The sequence below is a fragment of the Bacillus sp. FJAT-49711 genome (assembly GCF_018343715.1).
GTDB lineage: Bacteria > Bacillota > Bacilli > Bacillales > Bacillaceae_C > Lederbergia.
The window spans coordinates 204,301-227,785 of the sequence record NZ_JAGYPL010000002.1; the positions used below are offsets into that span (position 1 = coordinate 204,301).

16 protein-coding genes and 2 pseudogenes are annotated in these 23,485 nt (G+C 38.1%); 15 read left to right on the forward strand and 3 right to left on the reverse strand.

The genetic code is table 11. The annotated features are described in order from the left end of the window. Nucleotides 1–471 (reverse strand): hypothetical protein, encoded by a 471-nt coding sequence (locus KHA96_RS08700; protein ID WP_213128923.1) that lies wholly within the window; start codon nucleotides 469–471, stop codon nucleotides 1–3. A 134-nt stretch (nucleotides 472–605) separates the two neighbouring features. Continuing rightward, nucleotides 606–2,009, reverse strand: a complete 1,404-nt coding sequence (locus KHA96_RS08705) for a purine-cytosine permease family protein (RefSeq protein WP_213128924.1) — start codon at nucleotides 2,007–2,009, stop codon at nucleotides 606–608. Nucleotides 2,010–2,355: 346 nt separating this feature from the next. On the opposite strand from KHA96_RS08705, the gene KHA96_RS08710 reads away from it, so the two are divergent. The 13 genes and pseudogenes from KHA96_RS08710 to KHA96_RS08770 all read left to right on the forward strand — a co-directional run. Beyond that, complete coding sequence (locus KHA96_RS08710; RefSeq protein ID WP_213128925.1) at nucleotides 2,356–3,063, forward strand: DNA alkylation repair protein; 708 nt, start codon at nucleotides 2,356–2,358, stop codon at nucleotides 3,061–3,063. 244 nt (nucleotides 3,064–3,307) lie between these two features. Then, the gene (locus KHA96_RS08715; RefSeq protein ID WP_213128926.1) at nucleotides 3,308–4,285 is read left to right on the forward strand and encodes a substrate-binding domain-containing protein; all 978 of its coding nucleotides are present in this window, start codon (nucleotides 3,308–3,310) and stop codon (nucleotides 4,283–4,285) included. Then, complete coding sequence (locus KHA96_RS08720; RefSeq protein WP_213128927.1) at nucleotides 4,282–5,748, forward strand: sensor histidine kinase; 1,467 nt, start codon at nucleotides 4,282–4,284, stop codon at nucleotides 5,746–5,748. The genes KHA96_RS08715 and KHA96_RS08720 overlap by 4 nt, the downstream gene beginning before the upstream one ends. Further along, nucleotides 5,723–7,264, forward strand: a complete 1,542-nt coding sequence (locus KHA96_RS08725) for a response regulator (protein WP_213128928.1) — start codon at nucleotides 5,723–5,725, stop codon at nucleotides 7,262–7,264. Before KHA96_RS08720 ends, KHA96_RS08725 begins: the two co-directional genes overlap by 26 nt. A gap of 24 nt (nucleotides 7,265–7,288) precedes the next feature. Then, nucleotides 7,289–8,386 (forward strand): sugar ABC transporter substrate-binding protein, encoded by a 1,098-nt coding sequence (locus tag KHA96_RS08730; RefSeq protein ID WP_213128929.1) that lies wholly within the window; start codon nucleotides 7,289–7,291, stop codon nucleotides 8,384–8,386. Nucleotides 8,387–8,513: 127 nt separating this feature from the next. Beyond that, entirely contained in the window at nucleotides 8,514–10,211 is a 1,698-nt protein-coding gene (locus KHA96_RS08735) for a M3 family oligoendopeptidase (protein WP_213128930.1), read from the forward strand. Between the two features lie 475 nt (nucleotides 10,212–10,686). Then, a complete protein-coding gene (locus KHA96_RS08740) occupies nucleotides 10,687–11,832 on the forward strand; it encodes a sugar ABC transporter substrate-binding protein (RefSeq protein ID WP_213128931.1) in 1,146 nt (381 codons plus the stop codon). A gap of 97 nt (nucleotides 11,833–11,929) precedes the next feature. Beyond that, nucleotides 11,930–13,450 carry a sugar ABC transporter ATP-binding protein gene (locus KHA96_RS08745; protein ID WP_213128932.1) on the forward strand — a complete coding sequence of 507 codons (1,521 nt, stop codon included), beginning with the start codon at nucleotides 11,930–11,932 and terminating at the stop codon, nucleotides 13,448–13,450. A gap of 12 nt (nucleotides 13,451–13,462) precedes the next feature. Further along, entirely contained in the window at nucleotides 13,463–14,638 is a 1,176-nt protein-coding gene (locus KHA96_RS08750) for a sugar ABC transporter permease (protein WP_213128933.1), read from the forward strand. 131 nt (nucleotides 14,639–14,769) lie between these two features. Then, on the forward strand, nucleotides 14,770–16,464 hold the full coding sequence (locus KHA96_RS08755) for a methyl-accepting chemotaxis protein (RefSeq protein ID WP_213128934.1): 1,695 nt from the start codon (nucleotides 14,770–14,772) through the stop codon (nucleotides 16,462–16,464). Between the two features lie 480 nt (nucleotides 16,465–16,944). Then, nucleotides 16,945–18,498: a malate:quinone oxidoreductase gene (locus tag KHA96_RS08760; RefSeq protein ID WP_349305755.1), complete on the forward strand. Its 1,554-nt coding sequence runs from the start codon at nucleotides 16,945–16,947 to the stop codon at nucleotides 18,496–18,498. 157 nt (nucleotides 18,499–18,655) lie between these two features. Continuing rightward, entirely contained in the window at nucleotides 18,656–18,850 is a 195-nt protein-coding gene (locus KHA96_RS23495) for a hypothetical protein (protein WP_249315607.1), read from the forward strand. A gap of 89 nt (nucleotides 18,851–18,939) precedes the next feature. Further along, a pseudogene (locus tag KHA96_RS08770) lies at nucleotides 18,940–19,074 on the forward strand (amidohydrolase); the annotation flags it as partial. Between the two features lie 130 nt (nucleotides 19,075–19,204). Here the strand turns inward: KHA96_RS08770 and KHA96_RS08775 are convergent. Beyond that, a complete protein-coding gene (locus tag KHA96_RS08775) occupies nucleotides 19,205–20,065 on the reverse strand; it encodes an alpha/beta hydrolase (protein WP_213128936.1) in 861 nt (286 codons plus the stop codon). A gap of 418 nt (nucleotides 20,066–20,483) precedes the next feature. Here KHA96_RS08775 and fdrA point away from each other — a divergent pair. Beyond that, nucleotides 20,484–22,226 (forward strand): annotated as a pseudogene (fdrA, locus tag KHA96_RS23020) (acyl-CoA synthetase FdrA); the annotation flags it as partial. Continuing rightward, nucleotides 22,203–23,480 (forward strand): YlbE family protein, encoded by a 1,278-nt coding sequence (locus KHA96_RS23025; RefSeq protein ID WP_481748235.1) that lies wholly within the window; start codon nucleotides 22,203–22,205, stop codon nucleotides 23,478–23,480. The pseudogene fdrA and the gene KHA96_RS23025, both read left to right, overlap by 24 nt. Nucleotides 23,481–23,485: the final 5 nt, after the last annotated feature.

Below are 23,485 nucleotides of genomic sequence, written 5' to 3' on the forward strand. Positions count from 1 at the left end.
TCAGCGGCTTTTATGTCCCCTTATTTTTTCAGCGAAAAATTGAAAGCCATATAAAAGCAATGAGTCAAAAAATAAAAGAAGGGATAATTGAATTTTTTTCATGCGGACCAATGATGCGATTCCGAATTTTGTCAGCCACTTATCTATTAAAAAATATGTGAAAAATGAATCTATAATTACATTTATAATTAAATATCGAAAAATTTTGCCATATGTAAATTTAAGAATCCACATGGAACCAACCATGAATGGTCCCCATACAAAAGGAAAGGAACCTGATAATTTAGGATGAAGTTTTTCATACCACCACCACCAAGCTCTTTTATGAGCTATACCATTTTCCAAACGTGTGAGGAATACACTAAATAAGCCAACAGGAAGAAATCTTTTGAATGAACTTTTTCCAAATGAAAGAAGTGATAGCCACGAAATGACCAACATCAGGATTAATAATAATTTGTTACGTCTCATTAATTTCAGGCATCCTCTCACATGAACTGTGAAAGTAGTATTTCCTGAAATGAGGAAAATATGTGGAAATAATTAGAAGCATGGACGTGCTCATCATAAAGTAACCCCCTGCCTATAAGGGAGAGGGCCGTTTATTAAGCAACAAAATCTTGTTTGTCGATATCTTTAGCTTCTTTTTTAATATAAAATTTTCCTCGCGTAAAAATCGCGATGATGACGGTAAGGATAGCGGCCAAAATAGCGGCAAAGAAAGCGGCCGTGCTTTGAAGAAATGTTCCCATAAAGCCTAAAGCGGCAATGGTGCCAAGCACACTAGAAATGACAAGGGACAAGACGCCGACAGGATTCCATTTATGCAAGTACTCTTGGCGTGCTTCATAATATCGAGGGCCCATTTTCAATAGTTTTTTTACAATCGTTGCATCTGTTACTAAGATCGCAGCCCACGACAATAGAAAAACTCCTTGGAACGTCATAACGGCTTCCAAGTGATTAACAATATTCATAAGCATTAAAATCATTGCGGATACTCCAGTAACGACAACCCAAAAACGTCTGCCTGGGGTGAATTTAAAAATATTTTCAAAGAAATTTGATAACGATAAAGAACCACTATAAATGTTTGTCACGTTAATTCTAACTTGAGTGAGTATGGTAAATAACGCACCCCAAATACCTAAAAGAAGGACGATATACACTCCAGGGTTCGGTTCGCCGAGACGAACACCAAACCAGATTCCGAGGCCTCCCATTACTCCGAAACAAAAAATCTGAGGTATAAAACCAATCGCAAAGATCCCGAATTTATGATCTTTCGGTTTTAAAAATCGTGCATAATCAGATGCGAGTAGAGGGGTAAGTCCCATAATTCCATGCTGCATACCGATACAAAGTAATAAGGCAGTTCCGCCCACGTGAACCCCTTCCGGCATATAAGTCCAAAAAGCCCCATCGAAGCTTGAAGGCTTCATCGCGGCCATAATGATGGCAGCTATCAAAAATAGGAAAAATAGAGGCAAGGACCATTTTTGTAATTTATCGAGTTGTTTGATTCCAAACCAATTTAATGGAATGACGATCGTTCCGAAGAAAAGAATGAGTGCCCATTTGGGGATTGAGGGGAAGAATTCGTATACGGCTGTAACTAATATTAGCCCTTCCAATGCACAATACATAATAAAGTTCGTCGCGTAAATAAAGGAAGTTAAGGATGCTCCAATATAACCAAACCCTCCTCCTCTGGATAGAAGGTTAACATTCATTCCCGACTTTGCAGATAAGTGGGCTATGAACGTTCCGAGAATTCCCGCAACAATAATCGCATAAACCGCTGAAATAATCGCATTGATTGCACCAAATTTAAGTGCCATCACACTTCCCATTTGAAAATAGAAAATGGCTGTTGCAATTCCAAAAGTAATATTGGTAATGCTCATCCACCCCATATTTCTTTTGTTGCGTGGTACGCGGTCTAATGAATAATCATCGCCTAACATTTGGTTGCTTTCTTTGTGATCTCTAGTTGTAGTCAAATCCATCGAATCATCTCCTTTTTGTGTATGTCTTCACATGGCAGACTTATCAGCCTCTCTTTCACAAAAAACACAACGTTTTAATGTTATCGAAATAATGTATATTACACAAATTCCAATTTTCTGCGAATTATAGAATGATCAAGGGCTAAACGCAATGGATCTTCCATATACTCCGTCTATCGTACGATTTTACTCGATTGCTTAGGAAAGCTTAATCATTAATACGTGTTTGTGTACTAGCCTAGATAACATTCTTGTTGAAAACGAGAAATATGATAGACTCGACTAAAGAATATAAATACATGGTTTGCAATGAAATGATTGATATTGAGAAAGGAAGTGCAAAACAATGGATTTTGAAACAGTTATGCAGGAGCTTGAAGCCCTCGGCAAGGAGCGAATGAAAAAAATATACATATCCAATGGTGCACGCGAGCCGCTTTTTGGCGTGGCGACAGGTGCTATGAAACCAATTGCAAAGAAAATTAAAATAGATCAAGCTTTAGCTGAAGAACTTTATGCTACCGGCAACTACGATGCCATGTACTTTGCCGGTATTATTGCCGACCCAAAAGCTATGACTGAGACGGATTACGATCGTTGGATGGATGGTGCTTATTTTTATATGCTGTCCGATTATGTAGTGGCCGTCACTTTATCAGAGTCAAATATTGCACAAGACGTTGCGGATAAATGGATTGCGAGCGGCGATGAACTGAAGATGTCAGCGGGCTGGAGCTGCTATTGCTGGCTATTAGGAAATCGAAAAGACAGTGAATTTAGCGAAAGCAAAATTTCCAATATGCTTGACATTGTGAAAAATACGATTCACGATTCTCCAGAACGAACGAAATCAGCTATGAATAATTTTCTCTATACTGTAGGGATTTCATATGTGCCGCTTCATGAAAAGGCAGTCGAAACCGCACAGGCAGTTGGTATCGTTGAAGTCAAGCGAGAAAAGAAAAAAAGCAGCCTCCTAAATGCTTACGAAAGTATTCAAAAAGAAATGGATAGAGGAAAGCTTGGTTTTAAACGCAAATATGTTAGATGTTAACAAGTAGGTGCTTATCTAGGTGTTGGTCCACGAAGGATTGACACCCTTTTTGATGAATGGCAGTTATCCATAGCAGAATAAGCATAGAACTTTATCACTTTTTACTAGCTTATCGATATCCAAATCTATTTCTTTTGAAGCAATTCTATCAACTATGAATCTGCCTTCTAATTTTAGAGAACAGAAATTGACAAAATATGCTAAAATGAGCATAAAGTAGTAAGGAGAAGGGGTGATACATCTCTTGCGTAAATTAGCTATTGCCACACTTAGTTTATTTTGTGTCGTCCTTTTTTATTTTACGATTCATTCAGGAAGTAAAGTTTTTAAATCGGATTGGGAGTTGCCTACAACTGCAGAATATGTGGATACAAAGCATCGTCTAGTATTAATCACACAGGAGCTAGAAACGCCTTTTTGGGATAAGGTTGCAAAATCTGCATTGGAGCAGGCGAAGCAGGAATCCGCTAGTTTAGAAGTTTGGGGAAGCTACGGCAACAACCGAGACGATTTTTTGAAAAAAATTGAAATCGCTATCTATTCGCAAGTGGATGGAATTATCGTACAGGGCTTGGACACGGATGAGTTTAAAACCTTGACGAAAATAAAAGCCGCCTCTTATGGGCTGCCCATTATTACAATCGCAAACGATGTTCCTATGGGTGAAAGTCTTAGGAAGTCGTATGTCGGCTCAGATCAATACTTAGCTGGGAAAATGATTGGTGGACAGTTAGTTGCGGATATGGGTACTGAAGGGGAAGTAGCGATCATGGTTGACATCCAACATCAATATTTCCAAGACGAGCGCTTGTCAGGAATTAAAGAAGTATTGCAGGAATATCCAAAAATAAACATTATTGAAATCGAGACACAGGATACGAGAGAGCAAGTCATTGCAAACACGAAAAACGTATTAAACACGAACCCGAATATAGATGCTTTTATTGCGATTAATGCAGATATACTCCCTGCTATGATTCAAGAGATCGAAAGCAGATCACAAATTGAACTTTATTTCATTTATGCATGTGACGATAATTATGAATCAGCATCATTGCTTAATCAGGGGAAGATCGACGGATTCATTGAGCAGTCTCCAGAAGAGATGGGAACGATGAGTGTAAAACTGCTTTTAGAATGGCTAAATAATGAAAAAGTGCCGCTTGATTTAAATGGATATCTAACTGATATTCGAATTGTAAAGGCGATGGATGCAAGATGAACAGTATTCAGAAAAAAATATTAGTGCTCGTCATAGCGGTTTTATTTATTATGGTGGCCATTTGGATTTCACTCACCTACTATAATCAAAAAATGCAAAATCAATACAATGAAATATTAGAACGCTATTTAATGATGAACGAAGTGACAAGTGAAAGTCAGCAAATTGTAGCTGCTCTTAATAACTATTTAATTGAACCAACAGAAGTTAATTTAAAGGAGCTTAATCTGAATAAAGAAAAGATTATAAGGACAAAAGATGAAGTTTCAAAGTTTCGGAATATCGATAATGATAATGCGCTGACAAACTATGAAAACTTAATCGACAGTCTTGTGGAAACAACGAATCAGTCCGTCCTGACCCGTACGGAGCAGCAAACAGAAGATTACTTGAGTGCATTTTCTGAAGCAAGTCGTGTTTCAAAATATATTTCTGAAATGACCCTTACATTAATTGACACAGAACTTAAAACGTATGATCGTTTTTATCGCAGTATTATCGATAGTTCGGAAGAATTAAGAATGCTGGGAATTTGGCTGCTGCTTTTGATTACTTTGCTGCTACTGTTATTAGCTCATTGGTTTTCGATAAGAATCACAAGGCCGGTCAATAAATTAACGGAAGCAGCACATGAACTATCATTAGGTCGATTTGATTTAAAAATTGAAGTAGACTCCGATGATGAAATCTCATTTCTCGCTAAAACATTCGATAAGATGCGCATCAATATTAATAACTATTTATCTGAAATAAAACAGAAGGCACAGCTAGAAAATGAACTCCAGCAAAGTAAGCTGCTATTACAGGAAAGTCAGCTTCGCAGCTTGCAAAGTCAGATTAATCCTCATTTCCTTTATAACACACTGGACATACTATCTAAAAAGGCGTATTTAGAAGGATCTGAAGAAACAAGCGATCTGTTAGTTAGTGTTGCCGGACTTTTACGCTATAACCTTAATAAATTAGAAAACTCTGCTGCGCTATTTGAAGAGGTACAAGTTCTTAAACAATACATAGATATTCAAAATGCAAGATTTACAGATAGGCTGCATTTTCAGATGGAAATTGATGAATCTTGTTTATCTATAAAAATTCCCCGCTTAACATTACAGCCAATTGTAGAAAATGCTGTCATCCATGCAATTGAACCGGCAGAGAATGGTGGAAGTATCTATTTTCGTGTTAAGGATGAAGCTGACTATGTGCGAATAGAGATGGAAGATAATGGGCCAGGGATGACAGAAGAGAAAATAAAACAAATACTCCAAGTAAATAAGAAAGAAGCTGGAGGACACTTCACTGGAATTGGAATAAATAATGTGGTGAAGCGCTTAAGTTTGTTTTACAACAGTGATGATGTATTTGAAATTGAAAGCAAAGTTGGATTCGGCACAAAGGTTATTTTAAAAATACCTAAAATGAGGAGAGTGGAAGGCATTGAAGCGACTCCTAATCGTCGATGATGAACAGATTGTAAGGGAAGGCTTGCAAGCCATACTTTTAAAAAGCTTTCCCGATATGGAGATAGAAGAAGCGAAAAATGGAAAAATGGCATTAGAGAAGGCGGAGTCGTTCATACCCGACTTAGTATTAATGGATATAAAGATGCCAGGTATGAGTGGACTTGAGACGATACAGAAAATAAATGAAATAAACCCTACCATTAAGTTTATTATGATTACGGCGTATGCCGAATTTGAATATGCAAAATCAGCGATGAAGCTAGGTGTGAAGGACTATTTGCTTAAGCCAAGCAAAGCAAGTGAGGTCATACAAACTGTTAGTAAAGTCATCAATGAGATTAATGAAGAAAAAAAATCTCGACAAGAGAGCATCCTCCAACAAAATGCATTGAAAAAAGTATTAACGATTGTAGAAACGGATGTTGTCACTCAGTTATTATTCGATCATGTACACGAAATACACTTAGATGAGTTGGTAGGACTGTTGCATACTCCGATGACGAGCGAGAAGTTTGTTATGAGCATTTTACTGCCACATGATTCAGAAAGCTTATATGCGGAAATTAAAAAAAGGGTTCGAAAAGTTGGAAGTGCGTGGGTTGGTACATTATATGGAAGACAAATTCCGATTATTGTATTTAGGCAGCATCATGAGTCTTTTCGCTCTCAAGCTATTACTCTTGCACGAGAAATTTTATCTGTAGCAAATTCGGAGGATAGATCTGGCTGGTTTGTTGGAATTGGAAACGTTTGCGATTCCTTGGATAAAATACGGCAATCTTACCAAGAATCGCTTATTGCGACAAGGGATAGTTCACTTCCTGTTAAATATCTTTTTTACTCAGATATACCATTGGCTGGTTCGAGAATAGATGGCTACCATCCAAAAAAAATTGAAAATAAATTGTTTGATCAAATTCGAAATGGACATTGGACCGACATCACGAAAGATGTATCTGAATTAATCGGTTTTTTTGAGAATAAGGATGTAAGTCTTATCGAAACACAGCAGCGCGTTTTAGAACTGCTATGGATTATTTCTCGGGTATTAAATGAAATCGGCGTTGAACCTGATACTCCTTTGTATTCATTTCAAATAAAAGATTTCAGGCAATTGCGCACTGAAACGAATCATTTACTAAACCAGATGTGGCAGTCTTATACTGACTATCAAAACCGAGTTGAGGATGACACGATAAAACAGATTAGACATTATATTATTGAACATTCTCATAAAGAAATTTCTTTAGATCGCATTTCGCAAAAATTTGAACTAAGTCCCATTTATATTAGCAAGCTGTTTAAAGAACAGTTAGGTGTTAATTATATCGCGTTCTTGACGGAATGCCGATTAGAAAAGGCAAAGAAATTGATGTTGGATCCTGAAAAAAGTTTAAAAGAAATTACATTTGATGTTGGCTACCAAGACCCCAACTATTTCAGCAAGGTTTTTAAGAAAATGTATGGCGAGTCTCCAACAGAGTATAGAAGATCATTGCTGGGAGCAAAGGCATAACTAGAATGAAATGGTGTGAAATGAATGAAACAGACCTTTTTGAAGGTTCGTATCCTATTACTAATGCTTGTTTTCATCCTTGCCGTCACTGCCTGTGAACAAAAAAATGGTTTATTAGATCATCAAGCTCTAAAAGAAGATCTTTTATTACATAAATTAAATAGTGAAAGCCATAAGGAAGAGGACGATAAAACCATTATTGGCTTTTCCATGGATACATTGGCCGAGGATAGATGGCTAAGGGATCGAGAACTGTTTAGGGAAGCAGTAGAAGGCTTAGGGGCAGAAGTGAAAATTTTTGCATCAGAGGGAGATGATGCTTTACAAATTTTACAAGCAGAAACGTTGATTAATGAGGGCATTGATATATTGGTCATCGTTCCACATAATGCGGAATCAACAGCAATGATTGTCAAAAAGGCCCACTCTGCGGGGATTAAGGTGCTGTCTTATGATCGATTAGTTCGAAATTCCGAAATCGACTTGTATGTTTCTTATGATAACGAAATGGTGGGTGAACTTCAGGCAGAAGCGATAACTAAATTAGTTCCTAAAGGAAAGTATGTGTATATCGGCGGGGCCGAAACAGATTACAATGCCCATTTATTTAAAAAAGGTGTTTTTAATGTTCTTCAGCCCTTAATTGAAAAGGGGCATATAACCATTGTGTACGACCAGTGGTCAAAGGATTGGCTTCCTGAAAATGCATATGCCAGTATGAAAGAGGCTTTAAAAGCAAACAACAATGAAGTCGATGCCGTAATTTCCGCCAATGACGCAACTGCAGGTAAAGTCATAGAAGCATTAGCAGAACAAGGTCTCGCTGGAAAAATACCTGTTGCAGGTCAAGATGCTGATCTTGCCGGAGCACAGCGAATCGTTGAAGGTACTCAAACGATGACAGTATATAAGCCGCTCAAGGAACTAGCTAATGTAGCAGCTGAACTTGCAGTAAAGCTTGCTAAAGGGGAAGCAGTAAGTGTAGAAAGAATGGTCAATAACGGAAAATCAGAGGTACCTTCCGTGCTTCTATCTCCTATTGCTGTGGATCAAGAAAATATCGATGAAACGATCATTGCGGATGGCTTCCATACTAGACAAGAAGTATATAAAGAGAAATAAAGTTTTAACATTAAATTGCATAACGGGTTCTACTGTAAGAACTATTTCCTGCCCAACCATCTTGAAAAAGCTAGATTTCAGAACAAGGATTCTATAATATTATTAAAAAGGGAAAGGGGAGTTATTCATGACACAAGAGGTACGTCATCATTATTATCAAGAATTAATTGATTTACAAGATGTAGAAGGGGTAGAAGCCCAAATTCGAAGTTTACTTGAGATTCAAATCGAATCCGTTTCTGACCTAGAAAAGTGGTTAAAAGATGAAAAGAATTTAATGATTAAAATCACGGAAGCGATGACAGGTCACCAAGTCGACTTCTATCGCAACACAGAGGATGCAGAAATTAAGTCGACTTATCTTCACGATCAGCAAGTCATTCAACCACTTTTAATGACATATAAAGCTAAATTGAATGAGAAATGCTGTACGTCTCCTTATTTTAATCAATTAGATGAAAAACACTATGGCTTGATGCGACGAGTTCGCGAGTCCGAAATTAAACTGTTCAGAGAAGAAAACATTCCATTAATGGTAAGAGAGCAAGAGCTCTGTACGAAGTATAGTGAAATTATGGGAGGATTAACAGTTGAATGGGAGGGGGAGGAGAAGCCTTTTCCATTTATCCAATCCCAACTTGATCATTTAGACAGAGCAATAAGAGAAAAAGCTTATCACAAGATTGGTTCTGCTTTCCGACAAATTAAGTCCGATATGGATGCTATTATGGACGAACTCGTTCAACTACGCCATCAAATCGCTGTAAATGCAGGCTTTGAAAATTATCGTGATTATATGTTTGTGGCTAAAAATCGTGAGTATAGTGTCCAAGATTGTTATGACTTTCATGAAAATGTAGAAAAACATATTATTCCGGCTTGGAACAGACTTGCTGATGTTTTTAAATCCAAGCTTGGTGTCGATACATATCGCCCTTGGGATAACACGGCTAAATTAATGAAAAACCCACCATACTCCGATGTGTCTACTCTTATGGATGGCGTTTCTGAGATTTTAGGGAAGACCGACCCATATTTTGCAGACCGTTTCGATTATATGAGAGAGAATGGGTTACTAGATCTTGGGGATCGAAAAGGAAAAAGCCCAGGTGGTTTCTGTACTCCTCTGCCTGTTTCAGGCGATACCTTTGTCTTTGCGAACTTTAGCCCATCCTTTTTCTCTCTGATCGCATTAATTCATGAAATGGGCCATGCAGTGAATGGGTATCTCGAGTTTTCAGAACACGGTCCTACAGAAGACTATCAGCACCGAATGGAAATTGCTGAACTATATTCTCATGGAATGGAATTGCTCTTATTGGATAAGTTAGATCGTTTTTATCCAGAAGAAGAAGATTTTAAGAGCGCCCAGCGTGAAGAGCTGAGACGGGCATTTACAATGTTATACGGCCCATTGTCAGGGGATCTCTTCCAGCATTGGATGTATACAAATCCAAATCATACTGCCAAAGAGCGTGATGAAAAATACTTTGAAATCTCAAAACGCTACGGCTTAAACCCTGTCGATACATCTGGCTTGGAGGAAGAAATCGGGATGAGTTGGGCAGGCACCCTTCATTATTTCGAAGTTCCTTTCTATAATATTGAATACTCCATCTCGATGCTTGGTGCTCTACAATTACTTGAGAATTATCAAAAAAATCCAGAGCAAGCTGTCGAATCCTTTAAAAAAGGGGCGAGTGCGGACTACAATCAATCCATCGCAGCTGTTTATGAAGAAACTGGCGTCAGTTTTGATTTTTCAGAGCCGGCCGTTAAGCGAATGGGTGAATTCCTAGAAAAAGTCATTCAAGACATTCATTAATATAGTTGAAGCACGTGGACGGTCCTTAAAGGGAACAATCGGGGCTTTGTAAAAAGGCACATCTAGCGGTTAATTTTAACGCTAGATGTGCCTTAATTTATTTTTGTGGCAAAACTTGCTCTTAAAATTTTGCTTGTCTTTGGCTCACATGATGTGGGTCAGGAAGTCATTGCGGCGTTCATGAATGTACTAACTAATGCAGGCGAAGCGGCAGAACGTTGCAGCCTTCGCTTCCTTCCTCATTAGGCGCCCAGCCCCTCAAGGTCAAATAACCTGAGTCAATAAAAGTCAAACGCGACTTTTTGCATCAGGTTATTTATGTATCGTGGCTGAGTAGCCGCCTTCCAGTTTTTTTATAATATTAAAAAATGCCAGATGAAAGTAAGAAATTACTATAAGTAAGCGTTTTTATAGGCTGACCGCATTGATATATTTAAATTGAAGTTAAATCCATATATTTGAAAGGGGTTTCAATATGAAGAAGTTTAAAGTTATGTCCGCTTTACTCGTTGCTATGCTAATGGCGTTTCTAGTAGTTGGCTGCAGTAATGATAATGCATCGAGCAGCGAAGGCAGTGATAGTGGAAAAAAAGCTAAAGGCGGCAAGGTAAACGTTGGGATTGTTTTACCTACTAAAGACGAACCAAGATGGGTGCAAGACGAAACACGTTTTAAAGATGCGTTAAAAGATTCCGATTATACGACTGAAATTTTGTTTAGCCAAGGTTCCTCTGCTAAGGAAAAAGAAAACGTGGAAACACTTATTAGCAAAGGGATTGATGTTTTAATTATTGCCCCGCATGATGGTGCAGCAGCTGGTGCTGCAGTAGAATCGGCAAAAAAAGACAAGATTACTGTTATTGCTTATGACCGTCTTATTACAGATACAGACGCGGTCGATTACTACGTTACATTTGATAGTGTGGCTGTAGGTGAAGCACAGGGTCAATACTTAATTGATCATGCTGGTGATGGAAAGGGCATTCCGCTATACCTTTATGCTGGTGCAGCTTCAGACAATAATGCCTTCTTATTCTTTGAAGGTGCATGGAAAGTTTTACAACCAAAAATTGCGGATGGAACGTTTGTAATTTCAAACTCAAGTGAAGCAGAAGGTCTAAAGGATAAGGCAGAACTTTCTCGCGATGAATTAGGAAAAATCCTAGGACAAGTAACGACAAACTGGGATCCAAACGAAGCGAAAAACAAAGCTCAGACTCACTTAACAGCTGCGAGCAAAGACAAAAAAGGCGATGTGGTTATTCTTGCTCCAAATGATGGTACTTCCCGTGCGATCGCAGATGTATTTGGATCTGACCCTGATGTTTCAAAATATGTAATTACTGGTCAAGATGCTGAAAAAGCTTCTATTCAATACATTATTGATGGTAAACAATCCATGACCGTATTTAAAGACGTTCGTACACTTGTTTCAGATGCAATGGGAATGGCTATTGACATTCTGGACGGCAATACCCCTGAAACAACGGGCTCTTATGAGAACGGAAGTAAAGAAGTTCCTGCGAAACAAACAGATGTTATCGTTGTTGAACAAGAGAATGTTAAAGGGGAACTTATTGACTCCGGTTACTACGAAGAGAGCGATTTCTCTGGACTATAAAAACGTAAATAACTAGAACAATATTTATAAATAGTGATAGATGAAGGTCTATCACTATTTCCCCATTGTAATAGTTGTTTTGTTGAGGAGGAAAAACATGAGCGAATATATTCTGGAAATGAAGCAGATTACGAAGGAATTTACAGGAGTCAAGGCGCTCAGCAACGTTAATTTCAAAGTGAAGAAAGGGGAGATTCACTGCTTAGTCGGTGAAAACGGAGCAGGTAAGTCTACGCTTATGAAAGTACTTAGCGGTGTTTACCCTTATGGGACATATGAGGGGGATATCGTATTTAATGACAAGGTTCAAAAGTTTAATAAAATCACTGACAGTGTTGAAACGGGAATCGTCATTATTTATCAAGAGCTTGCCTTATTTCCAGATCTCTCAGTTTATGAAAATATTTTTATTGGCAATGAAGTAAATCATAAAGGGGTTTTAGATTTTAACAAAACGATTGTTGAATCTAAAAACTTGCTGGAAAAGGTGAATCTAAAAGTCAATCCGGAAACGTTGATTAAAGACTTAGGAGTTGGCAAACAGCAGCTCATTGAAATTGCGAAAGCGTTAAGTAAAGATGTAAAATTGCTAATTTTAGATGAACCGACTGCTGCCCTTAATGAAGATGATAGTGAGAACCTATTAGACTTGCTGCGGGAGTTAAAAAAGCAAGGGATCACTTGCATCATGATTTCCCATAAGTTGAAGGAAGTCATTTCCATTGCGGATAAGGCGACTGTCATCCGAGATGGAGAAACGATCTGCACGCTTGATGCTTCTAAAGGAGAAGTGAATGAGAGTGCGATTATTAAAAATATGGTTGGTAGAGAAATTGAGGATATTTATCCTAAAAGAGCGAAAAAGTCTTTAGGTGATAAAATCCTCGAGTTAAAGAATTGGAATGCCTATGATCCGCAATTAGGACGCCATGTCTCGAAAGATATCAATTTGCATGTTAGAAAAGGTGAAATTGTCGGCATTGCGGGATTAATGGGCTCTGGCCGAACAGAACTTGCGCTTAGTATTTTTGGCAACTCAAAGTCTTATAAGTTGCAAGGGGAGCTATTTGTTGGTGGACGTCGTTCCAATTTTAAACATACTAGTCAGGCTATTAAATCCGGAATTGCCTATGTTACAGAAGATCGTAAAGGAGATGGCTTGTTTTTACTCCAGGATATTAAAAATAATATCTCCGCTGCCAACCTTAATGGAATTTCAGCAAATGGAATTATTAATCAAAATGAAGAAATCAAGATTGCTGATCATTATAAACATTCATTAGGTATTAAAGCATCATCATTACAACAGCTAGTTGGTAATTTAAGTGGGGGTAATCAACAGAAAGTCTCATTGGGCAAATGGCTATTTGTCGGCCCTAAACTACTTATTTTAGATGAACCAACTCGAGGGATCGATGTTGGCGCTAAGTTTGAAATTTATTCAGTCATGAATGAACTAATAGATCAAGGTATGAGTATTATTATGATCTCTTCAGAACTTGGGGAGATTCTTGGAATGAGTGATCGCATCTATGTGATGGCTGAAGGTCAAATTAAAGGTGAGCTATCATCCACGGAAGCCGATCAAGAAAAAATCATGAAACTTGCTACGCAATAGGAGGTTAACATTATGAAACTATTGAATGAAGCGAAGCATTTAATTAAAGATAATATTCGTGATTACGGTATGTACATTGCTTTAATTGTTATTATGGTTACATTTTCAATCCTAACAGATGGTTTATTCATGTCCTCCAGAAATATTAGCAACTTACTAGATTCTGCTGGATATATTGCCGTTTTAGCAGTAGGTGTTATGCTCGTTATTGTGATTAGACATATTGACTTGTCGATTGGTTTCTTAGCTGGATTTCTTGGAGCTATCGCGGCAATATTACTTATGCAAGTAGGGTGGCCAGTTTATATTGTTATTCCCATTATCCTTATCCTTGGAATATTTGCCGGATCGATTACAGGTTTTCTAGTAGCTAAAATAGGTATTCCCGCCTTTGTCGCAACACTTGCTGGGTGGCTTATTTATAGAGGAGCCATTCTATTAGCTACAGAAAAGACTGGAACGATCATCATTAATAATGATGCGTTTAACGCGATTGGAAATGGATTTATTCCATCACTCATGGTCATTAATGGCGTGCATCTATTATCATTGATAGCAGGTGCCTTGGCCATCGTATTTTATATTTACAGTACGATCGCTAACAGAAGAAATAAAATAAAATATAATTTTGAAGTTGTGTCTAAGGAGATTTTTCTTCTGCAGTTAATTTTTGTATCAGCTATTATTGGTTATATTACTTGGATCTTAGCTAGCTACAATGGATTATCCTGGACAGTTATCATTATGCTTTTAGTCGTTATGATCTATCACTTTATAACAACAAAGACTGTTGTAGGCCGGCATATTTATGCGGTCGGCAGTAACCCGGAAGCAGCGCACTTGAGTGGAATTAACGTAAGTAAAATTACATTTCTTGTATTCGGTTCTATGGGGATGCTATCCGCATTATCAGGTATTTTATTTACTTCCCGCTTACAATCAGCTACAACTACTGCAGGTACATTATTTGAACTGGATGCCATTGCAGCTGCCTTCGTCGGTGGTGTTTCAGCAGCGGGTGGGGTTGGGAAAGTAACAGGAGCTATTATTGGTGCTCTCGTTATGGCTACCCTTACGAACGGCATGAACTTGATGGGCGTAGGAATTGCCCCTCAATACATCATTCGTGGTGGTGTATTGGCTTTAGCAGTTATTTTTGACGTATTTACTCGTAAACAAAGAGCATAAATCATGTGCGATTTTATGAGAGACAATGAGCCAGCTATGAAAAATAGTTGGCATATTTTTTATTCTGCTACAGCTATTCACATCTCATGAGTGGTTATAAGAATATCTTTTGTTGAAATGAGGACGAACACATGATACTTTTTAATAATTTTAAAAGTTTAAGAATGAAAATTGTAGTTGGCTTCTCTCTTGTCATTTTATTGTTCGTAACCTTTGGTGTATATATCTATCATTCAGTTCACAACGTTAATACCGATACCGAAAGGATGATCAGCAAAGATCTTCAATTATTGATTGCTGGAGAACAAATGGCTGTTAGAATGGCCAACAGTATAGGGCTAGCAAGTGGTTACGTTGTATTTGGCTATAATGACAATAAAGATATATTTGAAGATGAAACACAAAAAGCACAGCATTATGAAAAGATTGTGAAGGAATTGGGTGCATCAGCTGAATTTGAGGAACTTATCCAGCGGGCTAATGATTGGAGAGAGCATGTTAACAGCGATATATTTAATGAAGTAGAATCAGGCAATAAAGAACAAGCTACTTTAAATTTAGCAATTGCGTCAAAAGAAGCCCGTAATATTATGGAGGGGTTTGAGACGATCGCAGCGGATAGTGAAGCACTAATCCAAAAGCAAGGGAACAGTATTATTAATAATGGAAATACAACATTGTACATAGCGTTAATCGCCATTATTTTAGTCATTGTTATAAGTGTAGCCGCAGCATTCACTACTTCGACTATCATTACGACTCCTGTAAAAAAGGTAATGGAGAGATTACAATTAATTTCGAGTGGGAATCTCAGCCACGAGCCGCTAACAACGAAATCACGAGACGAAATTGCTCAGCTTGTTGCATCGACAAATGAAATGAATAAAAATATACGTAGTTTGATCAGTGAGATCAATCATGTATCCCATTCTATTTCTAAACAAAGTGAGGAGCTGACTCAATCGGCGAATGAGGTGAATACTGGTTCATTACAAATATCTGCCACCATGCAAGAATTGGCTACCGGCACGGAAACTCAAGCTATGAGTACGAGCGAATTGGCTTCTATAATGGTATCTTTTTCTGCCACTGTCGATGAGGCTAATGAAAATGGTGAACGTATAAAGCAAGCTTCTGATCATGTGTTGCAGATGACGGACGAAGGTAGTCAATTGATGCAGGCTTCGAGTGAGCAAATGGCGAAAATTGATCAAATTGTGAATGATGCTGTTGATAAGGTAAGAGGATTAGATGAAAAATCAAATAAGATATCCAAATTAGTTTCGGTTATACGAGAGATTGCCGATCAAACGAATTTACTTGCATTGAACGCAGCAATTGAAGCCGCTAGAGCGGGAGTACATGGAAAAGGCTTTGCAGTAGTAGCAGATGAAGTCCGAAAACTAGCGGAACAAGTATCTGCGTCTGTGTCAGATATTACAACCATTGTAAATGACATACAAGATGAATCCAGCTTAGTTGCGGAATCGCTTGAAGACGGATATAAGGAAGTTACACAAGGAACGAGCCAAATTAAAGCAACACAGGAAACCTTTAATGGAATTGGTGCAGCCTTAACAGAAATGACGAACAACATTCAAATTGTTTCTGAAAATATCTTAAATATTGCCCAAAGTACTAAAAAAATGGACGAATCCATAACGGAAATTGCCACAATTTCCGAAGAATCGGCTGCAGGAGTAGGGCAAACATCAGCTTCATCTGAGCAAATTAGCAGTTCTATCGAAGAAGTAGCGAAAAACTCCGACGACCTCGCTAAGTTAGCAGAGAACTTAAATGGTCTAGTTAATCGATTTGTTCTTTAAGTAGAAATGAGTGTAATGTCTCTTCTGAAAATTTGATGGAGTGCCTATGGCGTGAAAACAGCCATGTAGGACTCTTTTTTAGTTTTTAGGTAGACTGCGTTAATAAACTGTAGATTGACTACCCTTCACACCTAATATTTAGGCAGTTAAGAGACTTTATATTTTGACGTGGGATATTTACTAGTACGGTCAGTAAAACGAAGACAACGGCCAGTAACCCCGTAATAATGACTCGTAAACTGAAAATTACTGCCAGTCAAATATCGAAATAGCAACTACGATTACATTAAAGAAAGCCCAGCCATATAGTATTCAGGACTTTTTATAAGAAAAAGAACTATTGAGTAGAATTCCTACCTTTTTCCAGAACTTGCATAGTTTTAATGCCCTAAAATTCCAGTAAATATTTTATTCTATAAACAATAGTGGTAAACTATAATAATAAGAATATAGTTCCTCAGGAAAAGATGTGCGAATTACATCCTTTCTTCAAATTATAGAGTAGTAAGGAAGATCGAAATGAGTAATAGACAAACTGACGTTATCTTAATAGGTGCCGGTATCATGAGTGCGACTTTGGGGACATTTCTGAAAGAATTGGTTCCAGACTGGGAAATTACAGTGTTCGAAAAGCTCGAAAATCCGGGAGAAGAAAGCTCTAACGAATGGAATAATGCAGGTACTGGCCATGCTGCGCTGTGTGAGCTTAACTATACACCCGAAAAGCCTGACGGGTCTATAGATATCACGAAAGCGATTAAAGTAAATGAACAGTTCCAGCTTTCAAGACAGTTCTGGTCTTATCTTGTCAACAGTCATCTGATTCATAATCCACATGATTTTATCATGCCAATCCCTCATATGAGTCTAGTAGAAGGGGAAGAGAATGTATCGTTCTTGAAAAAGCGTTTTGAGGCGCTTTCGAATAATCCTCTGTTTCAAGGGATGGAATTTTCTGATGATCCTGAGAAACTGAAGGAATGGATCCCGTTGATTATGGAAGGCCGTTCGTCAAATGAACCGCTTGCCGCAACGAAAATTGATTCTGGTACGGATGTTAACTTTGGTGCTTTAACGCGTATGCTATTTGACCATTTAAAGAGTAAAAATGTTAAGGTCAACTACAAGCATAATATCAAAAATATTAAGCGCAACGAAGAAGGCTTATGGGAATTGAAAGTGCTTAATATGGAGAGCGGAAAAATCGAGTACCATACTGCAAAATTCATCTTTATTGGTGCAGGCGGCGGAAGCTTGCCTTTACTGCAAAAAACCGGTATTCCTGAATCTAAACATATCGGAGGCTTCCCGGTTAGCGGCCTATTTTTAGTATGCAATGACCCGGAAGTGGCAGAGCAGCACCATGCAAAAGTGTATGGAAAAGCAAAGGTGGGCGCTCCTCCAATGTCTGTTCCGCATCTTGATACACGTTATATCGATAATAAAAAGTCATTGTTGTTCGGTCCGTTTGCCGGTTTCTCGCCGAAGTTCCTAAAAACGGGATCGAATATGGATTTAATCTGTTCTGTAAAACCATATAATATCCTTACGATGTTAGCAGCAGGCGTAAAGGAATTGTCTCTAACAAAATATTTAATCCAGCAAGTATTGTTATCTCACGAAAAACGCATGGATGAACTGCGCGAATTTATTCCGAATGCTAAAAGTGATGATTGGGATATCGTCGTAGCAGGTCAACGTGTACAAGTAATCAAAGATACAGATACTGGTGGCAGAGGGACCCTTCAATTTGGTACGGAAGTTGTGACTGCGTCTGATGGGTCAGTCGCTGCATTGCTCGGTGCTTCACCAGGTGCATCGACTGCTGTTCACGTTATGCTTGAAGTTTTGGAAAAATGCTTCCCGCAATACATGAATGAATGGGAACCGAAGATTAAGGAAATGATTCCTTCTTACGGCATGCCGCTTTCTGAAAACCCAGAGTTTTTCCATACAGTTCATGCATCAACAGCGCAGGCACTTGGTTTAAGTGACCACAAAGAGTTGCAGACAGCGGGGCAAGGTGTATCATAAAGTAAATATAAGTTGTTAAGTCATTGATGTGTTTTTACATATCAATGGCTTTTTTGTTCTTTTTTTTAATATTGCGTTCTGTTTCTATAGTTCCAGGGAATAATGGAAGGAGAAAATTAAGTGAAGGCGAGGGCACTATTTGATAAGAATAAAGCTAATGGAACGATTGGAAGCCCGCAAAGATGAAATGATCAAAATTCACCGTTATTTACATGAGAATCCGGAACTATCTTTTGAGGAAGAAAAAACAGCTAAATATATTTTAGATTTTTATGATATAGCTGAGAACACTTGTGATTTCAATCATGAGATGAATCGGCTTCGAATCGGGCGTGACTTCATGTCACGTTAACGTAGGAACTGTGGGGATAGCCTAATCCATTAGAAGCCAATGGGTTTCTGTACTTAGGAATCTTACGACTTTAGCCGTGAGAGGTTCAAATTGGATGTACGCCAAAAGGGGTGGAAAAACCTTATTTTAACCATAATCCGAAATTTGATATTGACGAAGATTCCCTAATCGTTGCTGCAAAAGCAGTTGGCTATGTCGTTTGCGGATACTATGGAATAGAATAAGCTGCACAAGAAATCAGTAGAGGCAGCTCGAGGCTAATCGAATAAAACAAGCAATACAAGATATTCATTAGTAATATTCTTGCCTTGCTTGTTTACTTTGTTCTGTATATTTAAATTATTCGATATACAATTAAATATATTTCTCTATAAAACGTAAAACCTCCGTAAAAGCTTCCTTCACCTGTGGTTGGGACATATTTTGGTCAAACACATGTTTTCCATTTTTAATCGTAATGAGATTATGTGGAACATTTCCTTTTTTTAATGTCTCTGCAAATTGAACTGATTCATCATAAGGTACGTCTTCATCACAATCCCCATGTAAAAGTAGTGTTGGTGGATAAGTTTTATCCACTTTTTCTATTGGACAAAAGGCTTTCAATTGGTCTTTGTCTGAAGCTAGGTTCACATCCGTTACATAGTCTAGCCATTTTCCTTGCTGACGACAAAATAAATAAATAGCATATCTTTTTTCAATCGGTGCTGAAGAAATTTGGTGAGGCTTAATCAATTGTTTTGCTAATATTTCCGGTACGATCGTAGTTTTAACATAGTGTGGGCTTGGCTTTAAATACCAGTCGCCGAGAATATTTCCATATCCATAAAATGAAACGATGACATTTGGTTTTTCTTTAAACGTTCCGGTAGTTAATGCGAGATAAGCTCCGGCAGAACCACCAATGACGCCGATTCGATTTCGGTCAAATTGAAAGAAATTCTGGTTTTTCACCCAATATAGCGCATCCTCAATATCCTCGATAATTTCAGGAAGTTTCGCTTCTGGAGCAAGACGATAATCAATTGAAAATACATGATACCCAGCATGATTATATAACGCCACTTGTTCTTTTAATATGTCCTCTTTTGTCCCCCAAACGAGTCCACCGCCATGAATGTAAACAATTAATGGGGCGCTTTCATCTTCGACGGCATACAAGTCACCTTTGACTTCGCAATCGTTTATTTTCTTATATACATACGTTGTGAGCATTTCAATTTCCACCCTTTGTATTTTCGATTAAAAAGCATTTATTTAACTTTATTCCATATTTTCGTAAGACGAGTAATCGCAGTAGCGAATGTTGCCTCCACTGGATGCCGCTACATTTATGAAAGGGAATTTATGGAACAAAACGGGATTTTCTTGTTATAAATCATACATCAAATTAAAAGCTGTGGAAGAAGAAATCCCCATTTTTAATGTTTTTTTAATATCGCATGTCTCTTGAAACCTTATAAATCCAGGGATTGTCTAATTTTTTAGGTTTTTGTAATGTAACCACTTTCAATTTTATTCGATTGTAATGGGCCCTATTATATACTCCAGTTGTACAAACAAAAGTCGCCAATTTATTAATTAAGCGAGACGGCGTGAATGTAACTAAAAATACTTTACGAGGTGATTTAAGGTGCTTTATACGATTATTAAAAAGAATTCTTATCAAGATTCTATTAACCTTATGCTCCTAACAAATGCAGTAGCTGCAACAGAGGGAGTGAATAAAGTACAAATTATGATGGGTACACCTGCGAACAAGGATATTTTCAAAGGTGCAAATCTATACACAGATGAGTTGGAAACAGCTGAGTCCAATGATATGGCCATCGTAATTGATACAGATGACGAAGGAAAAGTACAAGAAGTGCTAGAAAAAGTTGATCAATATTTACAAGATCAATCTATTAGCGGCGGTTCCGAAACATTCGAAACAGTACGTACTTGGGATCGTGCTAAAAAAGCATTGCCTGATGCAAATGTTGCTCTTATATCTGTACCTGGACAATATGCTGCTGAAGAAGCACATAAAGCTTTAGATATGGGACTTCATACTTTCTTGTTCAGCGATAACGTATCAGTGGAAGATGAAGTTGCTTTAAAACAAAAAGCACATGATAAAGGCTTGCTTGTTATGGGTCCTGACTGTGGTACTGGAATTCTTGATGGTATTCCAATGGCGTTTGCTAACGTCGTAAATAAAGGCCGTATTGGTATTGTTGGCGCTTCTGGAACTGGTATTCAAGAAGTTACAGCGATTATTGACCGTTTAGGTGAAGGTGTCAGCCATGCAATTGGTACAGGTGGCCGTGACTTAAAAGAGCCAATTGGCGCGATTACGATGATGGACGGAATTAAGGCGTTAGAAAATCATAATCAAACAGAAATTATTGTTGTTATTTCTAAGCCGCCAGCAGAATCAGTACGCAAAGAAGTAGAAGCATTGCTTCACAGTTTATCAAAACCAGTTGTCGCAATCTTCCTTGGAGAAAAACCAACAAAACATGAAGGCAATATTTATCAAGCCTATACGTTGGAAGAAACGGCACTAATTGCTGTTGATTTAGCAAAGAAAAATGATATTAAAGAAAACTATGCAGATGGTGACTATACAGCAGATAATGCTGAACTTGCAAATGGTCAAAAGACAATCAAAGGCCTATTCTCAGGCGGTACATTAGCTTCTGAAGCAGCCGTGTTAATTTCTGATGCACTAGGTTTAGGCAGCCATATTACAAATGTTGATGGTTATGTTCTAAAACAAGACGGCCATGAAGTTGTTGACCTTGGAGATGACAAATATACGCAAGGTAAGCCACATCCAATGATTGACCCTGAAACAAGAGCACGTTTCATTGAACAAGCTGCAGATGATCCAAGCACAGCAGTTGTCGTATTAGATTTCGTACTTGGTTATGGCTCACATGATGATATGGCAAGTGCATTGCTTCCATATATTCAAAAAGCTGTTGCAAAAGCAAAAGATCAAGGCAGAACATTGCATGTTGTTGCATCTGTATGTGGTACAGCCAATGACCCACAAAGCTATGGAGACCAACGCAAAAAATTATCCGATGCAGGAATTATCGTGAAGGATAATAATAACCAAGCTGTCCGTACAGCATTATCAATTGTTGGATTAAAAGTAGAAGATCCACAAAAAGTGCTTGTTCCTTATGAAGGAGAAGTAAGAAACTTTGATTTAACCGTTTCAGAAGAGATTACTAATCTTTTAAATAATAAACCTAGCGTCATTAACGTTGGATTAAAGAGCTTCACAGATGCGATTATCGCTCACGGCGGCCGCGTCGTTCAATACGATTGGAGACCAGTTGCAGGCGGTAATGAAAAAATGAGAAAAGTTTTGAGCTTACTGAACTCAGAAACAGAAGCAAATGAAGCGGTTGTTGAAAAAATTACAAATTCAGCTCCTTTCCTCATTGATGTTGTACCAGCGAAAGAAAAAATTGCTGAATTAAATGAAGGAAAAGTATTACTACATGCTGGTCCACCAATTAAATGGGAAGACATGACAGGCCCAATGCAAGGTTCTTGTGTCGGCGCGGGGCTGTTTGAAGGCTGGGCTGAAACAGAAGAAGAAGTAAGAAGCATGCTTGAAAATGGTGAAGTTACATTTATCCCTTGCCACCATGTGAATGCAGTAGGACCAATGGGAGGAATTACTTCAGCAAATATGCCAGTATTTGTTGTTGAAAACCGCTTAGAAGGTAATGAAGCTTACTGTATTATGAACGAAGGAATCGGAAAGGTGCTTCGCTTCGGTGCTTACTCTGAAGAAGTTATCACTCGTCTACATTGGATGAAAGATATTTTAGGGCCTACTATTGCAAGAGCTCTAAAACTTACAGAGGACGGCTTAAACTTAAATGTAATGATTGCAAAAGCAATTACAATGGGTGACGAATTCCACCAACGTAATATTGCAGCATCCTTAATATTCTTAAAAGAAATCAGCCCACTTATTGTACAACTTGAGATGGATGATAAAGATAAAAAAGATGTAATCCAATTCTTAGCTGACACAGATCAATTCTTCTTAAATATCGCTATGGCTACAAGTAAATCAGTCATGGACGGAGCAAGAACGATTAAAGAAGGTACTGTTGTTACAGCAATGTGCCGTAACGGAAAAGATTTTGGTATTCGTATTAGTGGAATGGGTGATGAATGGTTCACTGCACCAGTTAATACACCACAAGGCCTATTCTTTACAGGCTATTCTCAAGAAGATGCAAACCCAGATATCGGTGATAGCGCGATTACAGAAACATTTGGCGTCGGTGGTATGGCGATGATTGCAGCTCCTGGTGTAACACGTTTCGTAGGTGCAGGCGGTTTCCAAGATGCACTAAAAACGAGTGAAGAAATGAGCGAAATTTGTATCGGACAAAACAGTAACTTTACAATTCCTACATGGGATTTCCAAGGTGCATGTCTTGGAATCGATTCTCGCAAAGTAGTAGAAACAGGAATTGAGCCAGTCATTAATACTGGTATTGCTCATAAAGAAGCAGGCGTTGGACAAGTTGGTGCAGGTACTGTTCGTGCTCCTAAAGAATGTTTCGAAAAAGCTTTAGAAGCATACGCAAAAAAACTGGGCTTAATCTAAAAAGA

Coding starts and splice junctions, on each gene's coding strand:
- KHA96_RS08700 (WP_213128923.1), bottom strand. CDS start 471: ATGAGACGTAACAAATTATTATTAATCCTGATGTTGGTCATTTCGTGG.
- KHA96_RS08705 (WP_213128924.1), bottom strand. CDS start 2,009: ATGGATTTGACTACAACTAGAGATCACAAAGAAAGCAACCAAATGTTA.
- KHA96_RS08710 (WP_213128925.1), top strand. CDS start 2,356: ATGGATTTTGAAACAGTTATGCAGGAGCTTGAAGCCCTCGGCAAGGAG.
- KHA96_RS08720 (WP_213128927.1), top strand. CDS start 4,282: ATGAACAGTATTCAGAAAAAAATATTAGTGCTCGTCATAGCGGTTTTA.
- KHA96_RS08730 (WP_213128929.1), top strand. CDS start 7,289: ATGAAACAGACCTTTTTGAAGGTTCGTATCCTATTACTAATGCTTGTT.
- KHA96_RS08735 (WP_213128930.1), top strand. CDS start 8,514: ATGACACAAGAGGTACGTCATCATTATTATCAAGAATTAATTGATTTA.
- KHA96_RS08740 (WP_213128931.1), top strand. CDS start 10,687: ATGAAGAAGTTTAAAGTTATGTCCGCTTTACTCGTTGCTATGCTAATG.
- KHA96_RS08745 (WP_213128932.1), top strand. CDS start 11,930: ATGAGCGAATATATTCTGGAAATGAAGCAGATTACGAAGGAATTTACA.
- KHA96_RS08750 (WP_213128933.1), top strand. CDS start 13,463: ATGAAACTATTGAATGAAGCGAAGCATTTAATTAAAGATAATATTCGT.
- KHA96_RS08755 (WP_213128934.1), top strand. CDS start 14,770: ATGATACTTTTTAATAATTTTAAAAGTTTAAGAATGAAAATTGTAGTT.
- KHA96_RS23495 (WP_249315607.1), top strand. CDS start 18,656: ATGGAACGATTGGAAGCCCGCAAAGATGAAATGATCAAAATTCACCGT.
- KHA96_RS08775 (WP_213128936.1), bottom strand. CDS start 20,065: ATGCTCACAACGTATGTATATAAGAAAATAAACGATTGCGAAGTCAAA.
- KHA96_RS23025 (WP_481748235.1), top strand. CDS start 22,203: ATGAGAAAAGTTTTGAGCTTACTGAACTCAGAAACAGAAGCAAATGAA.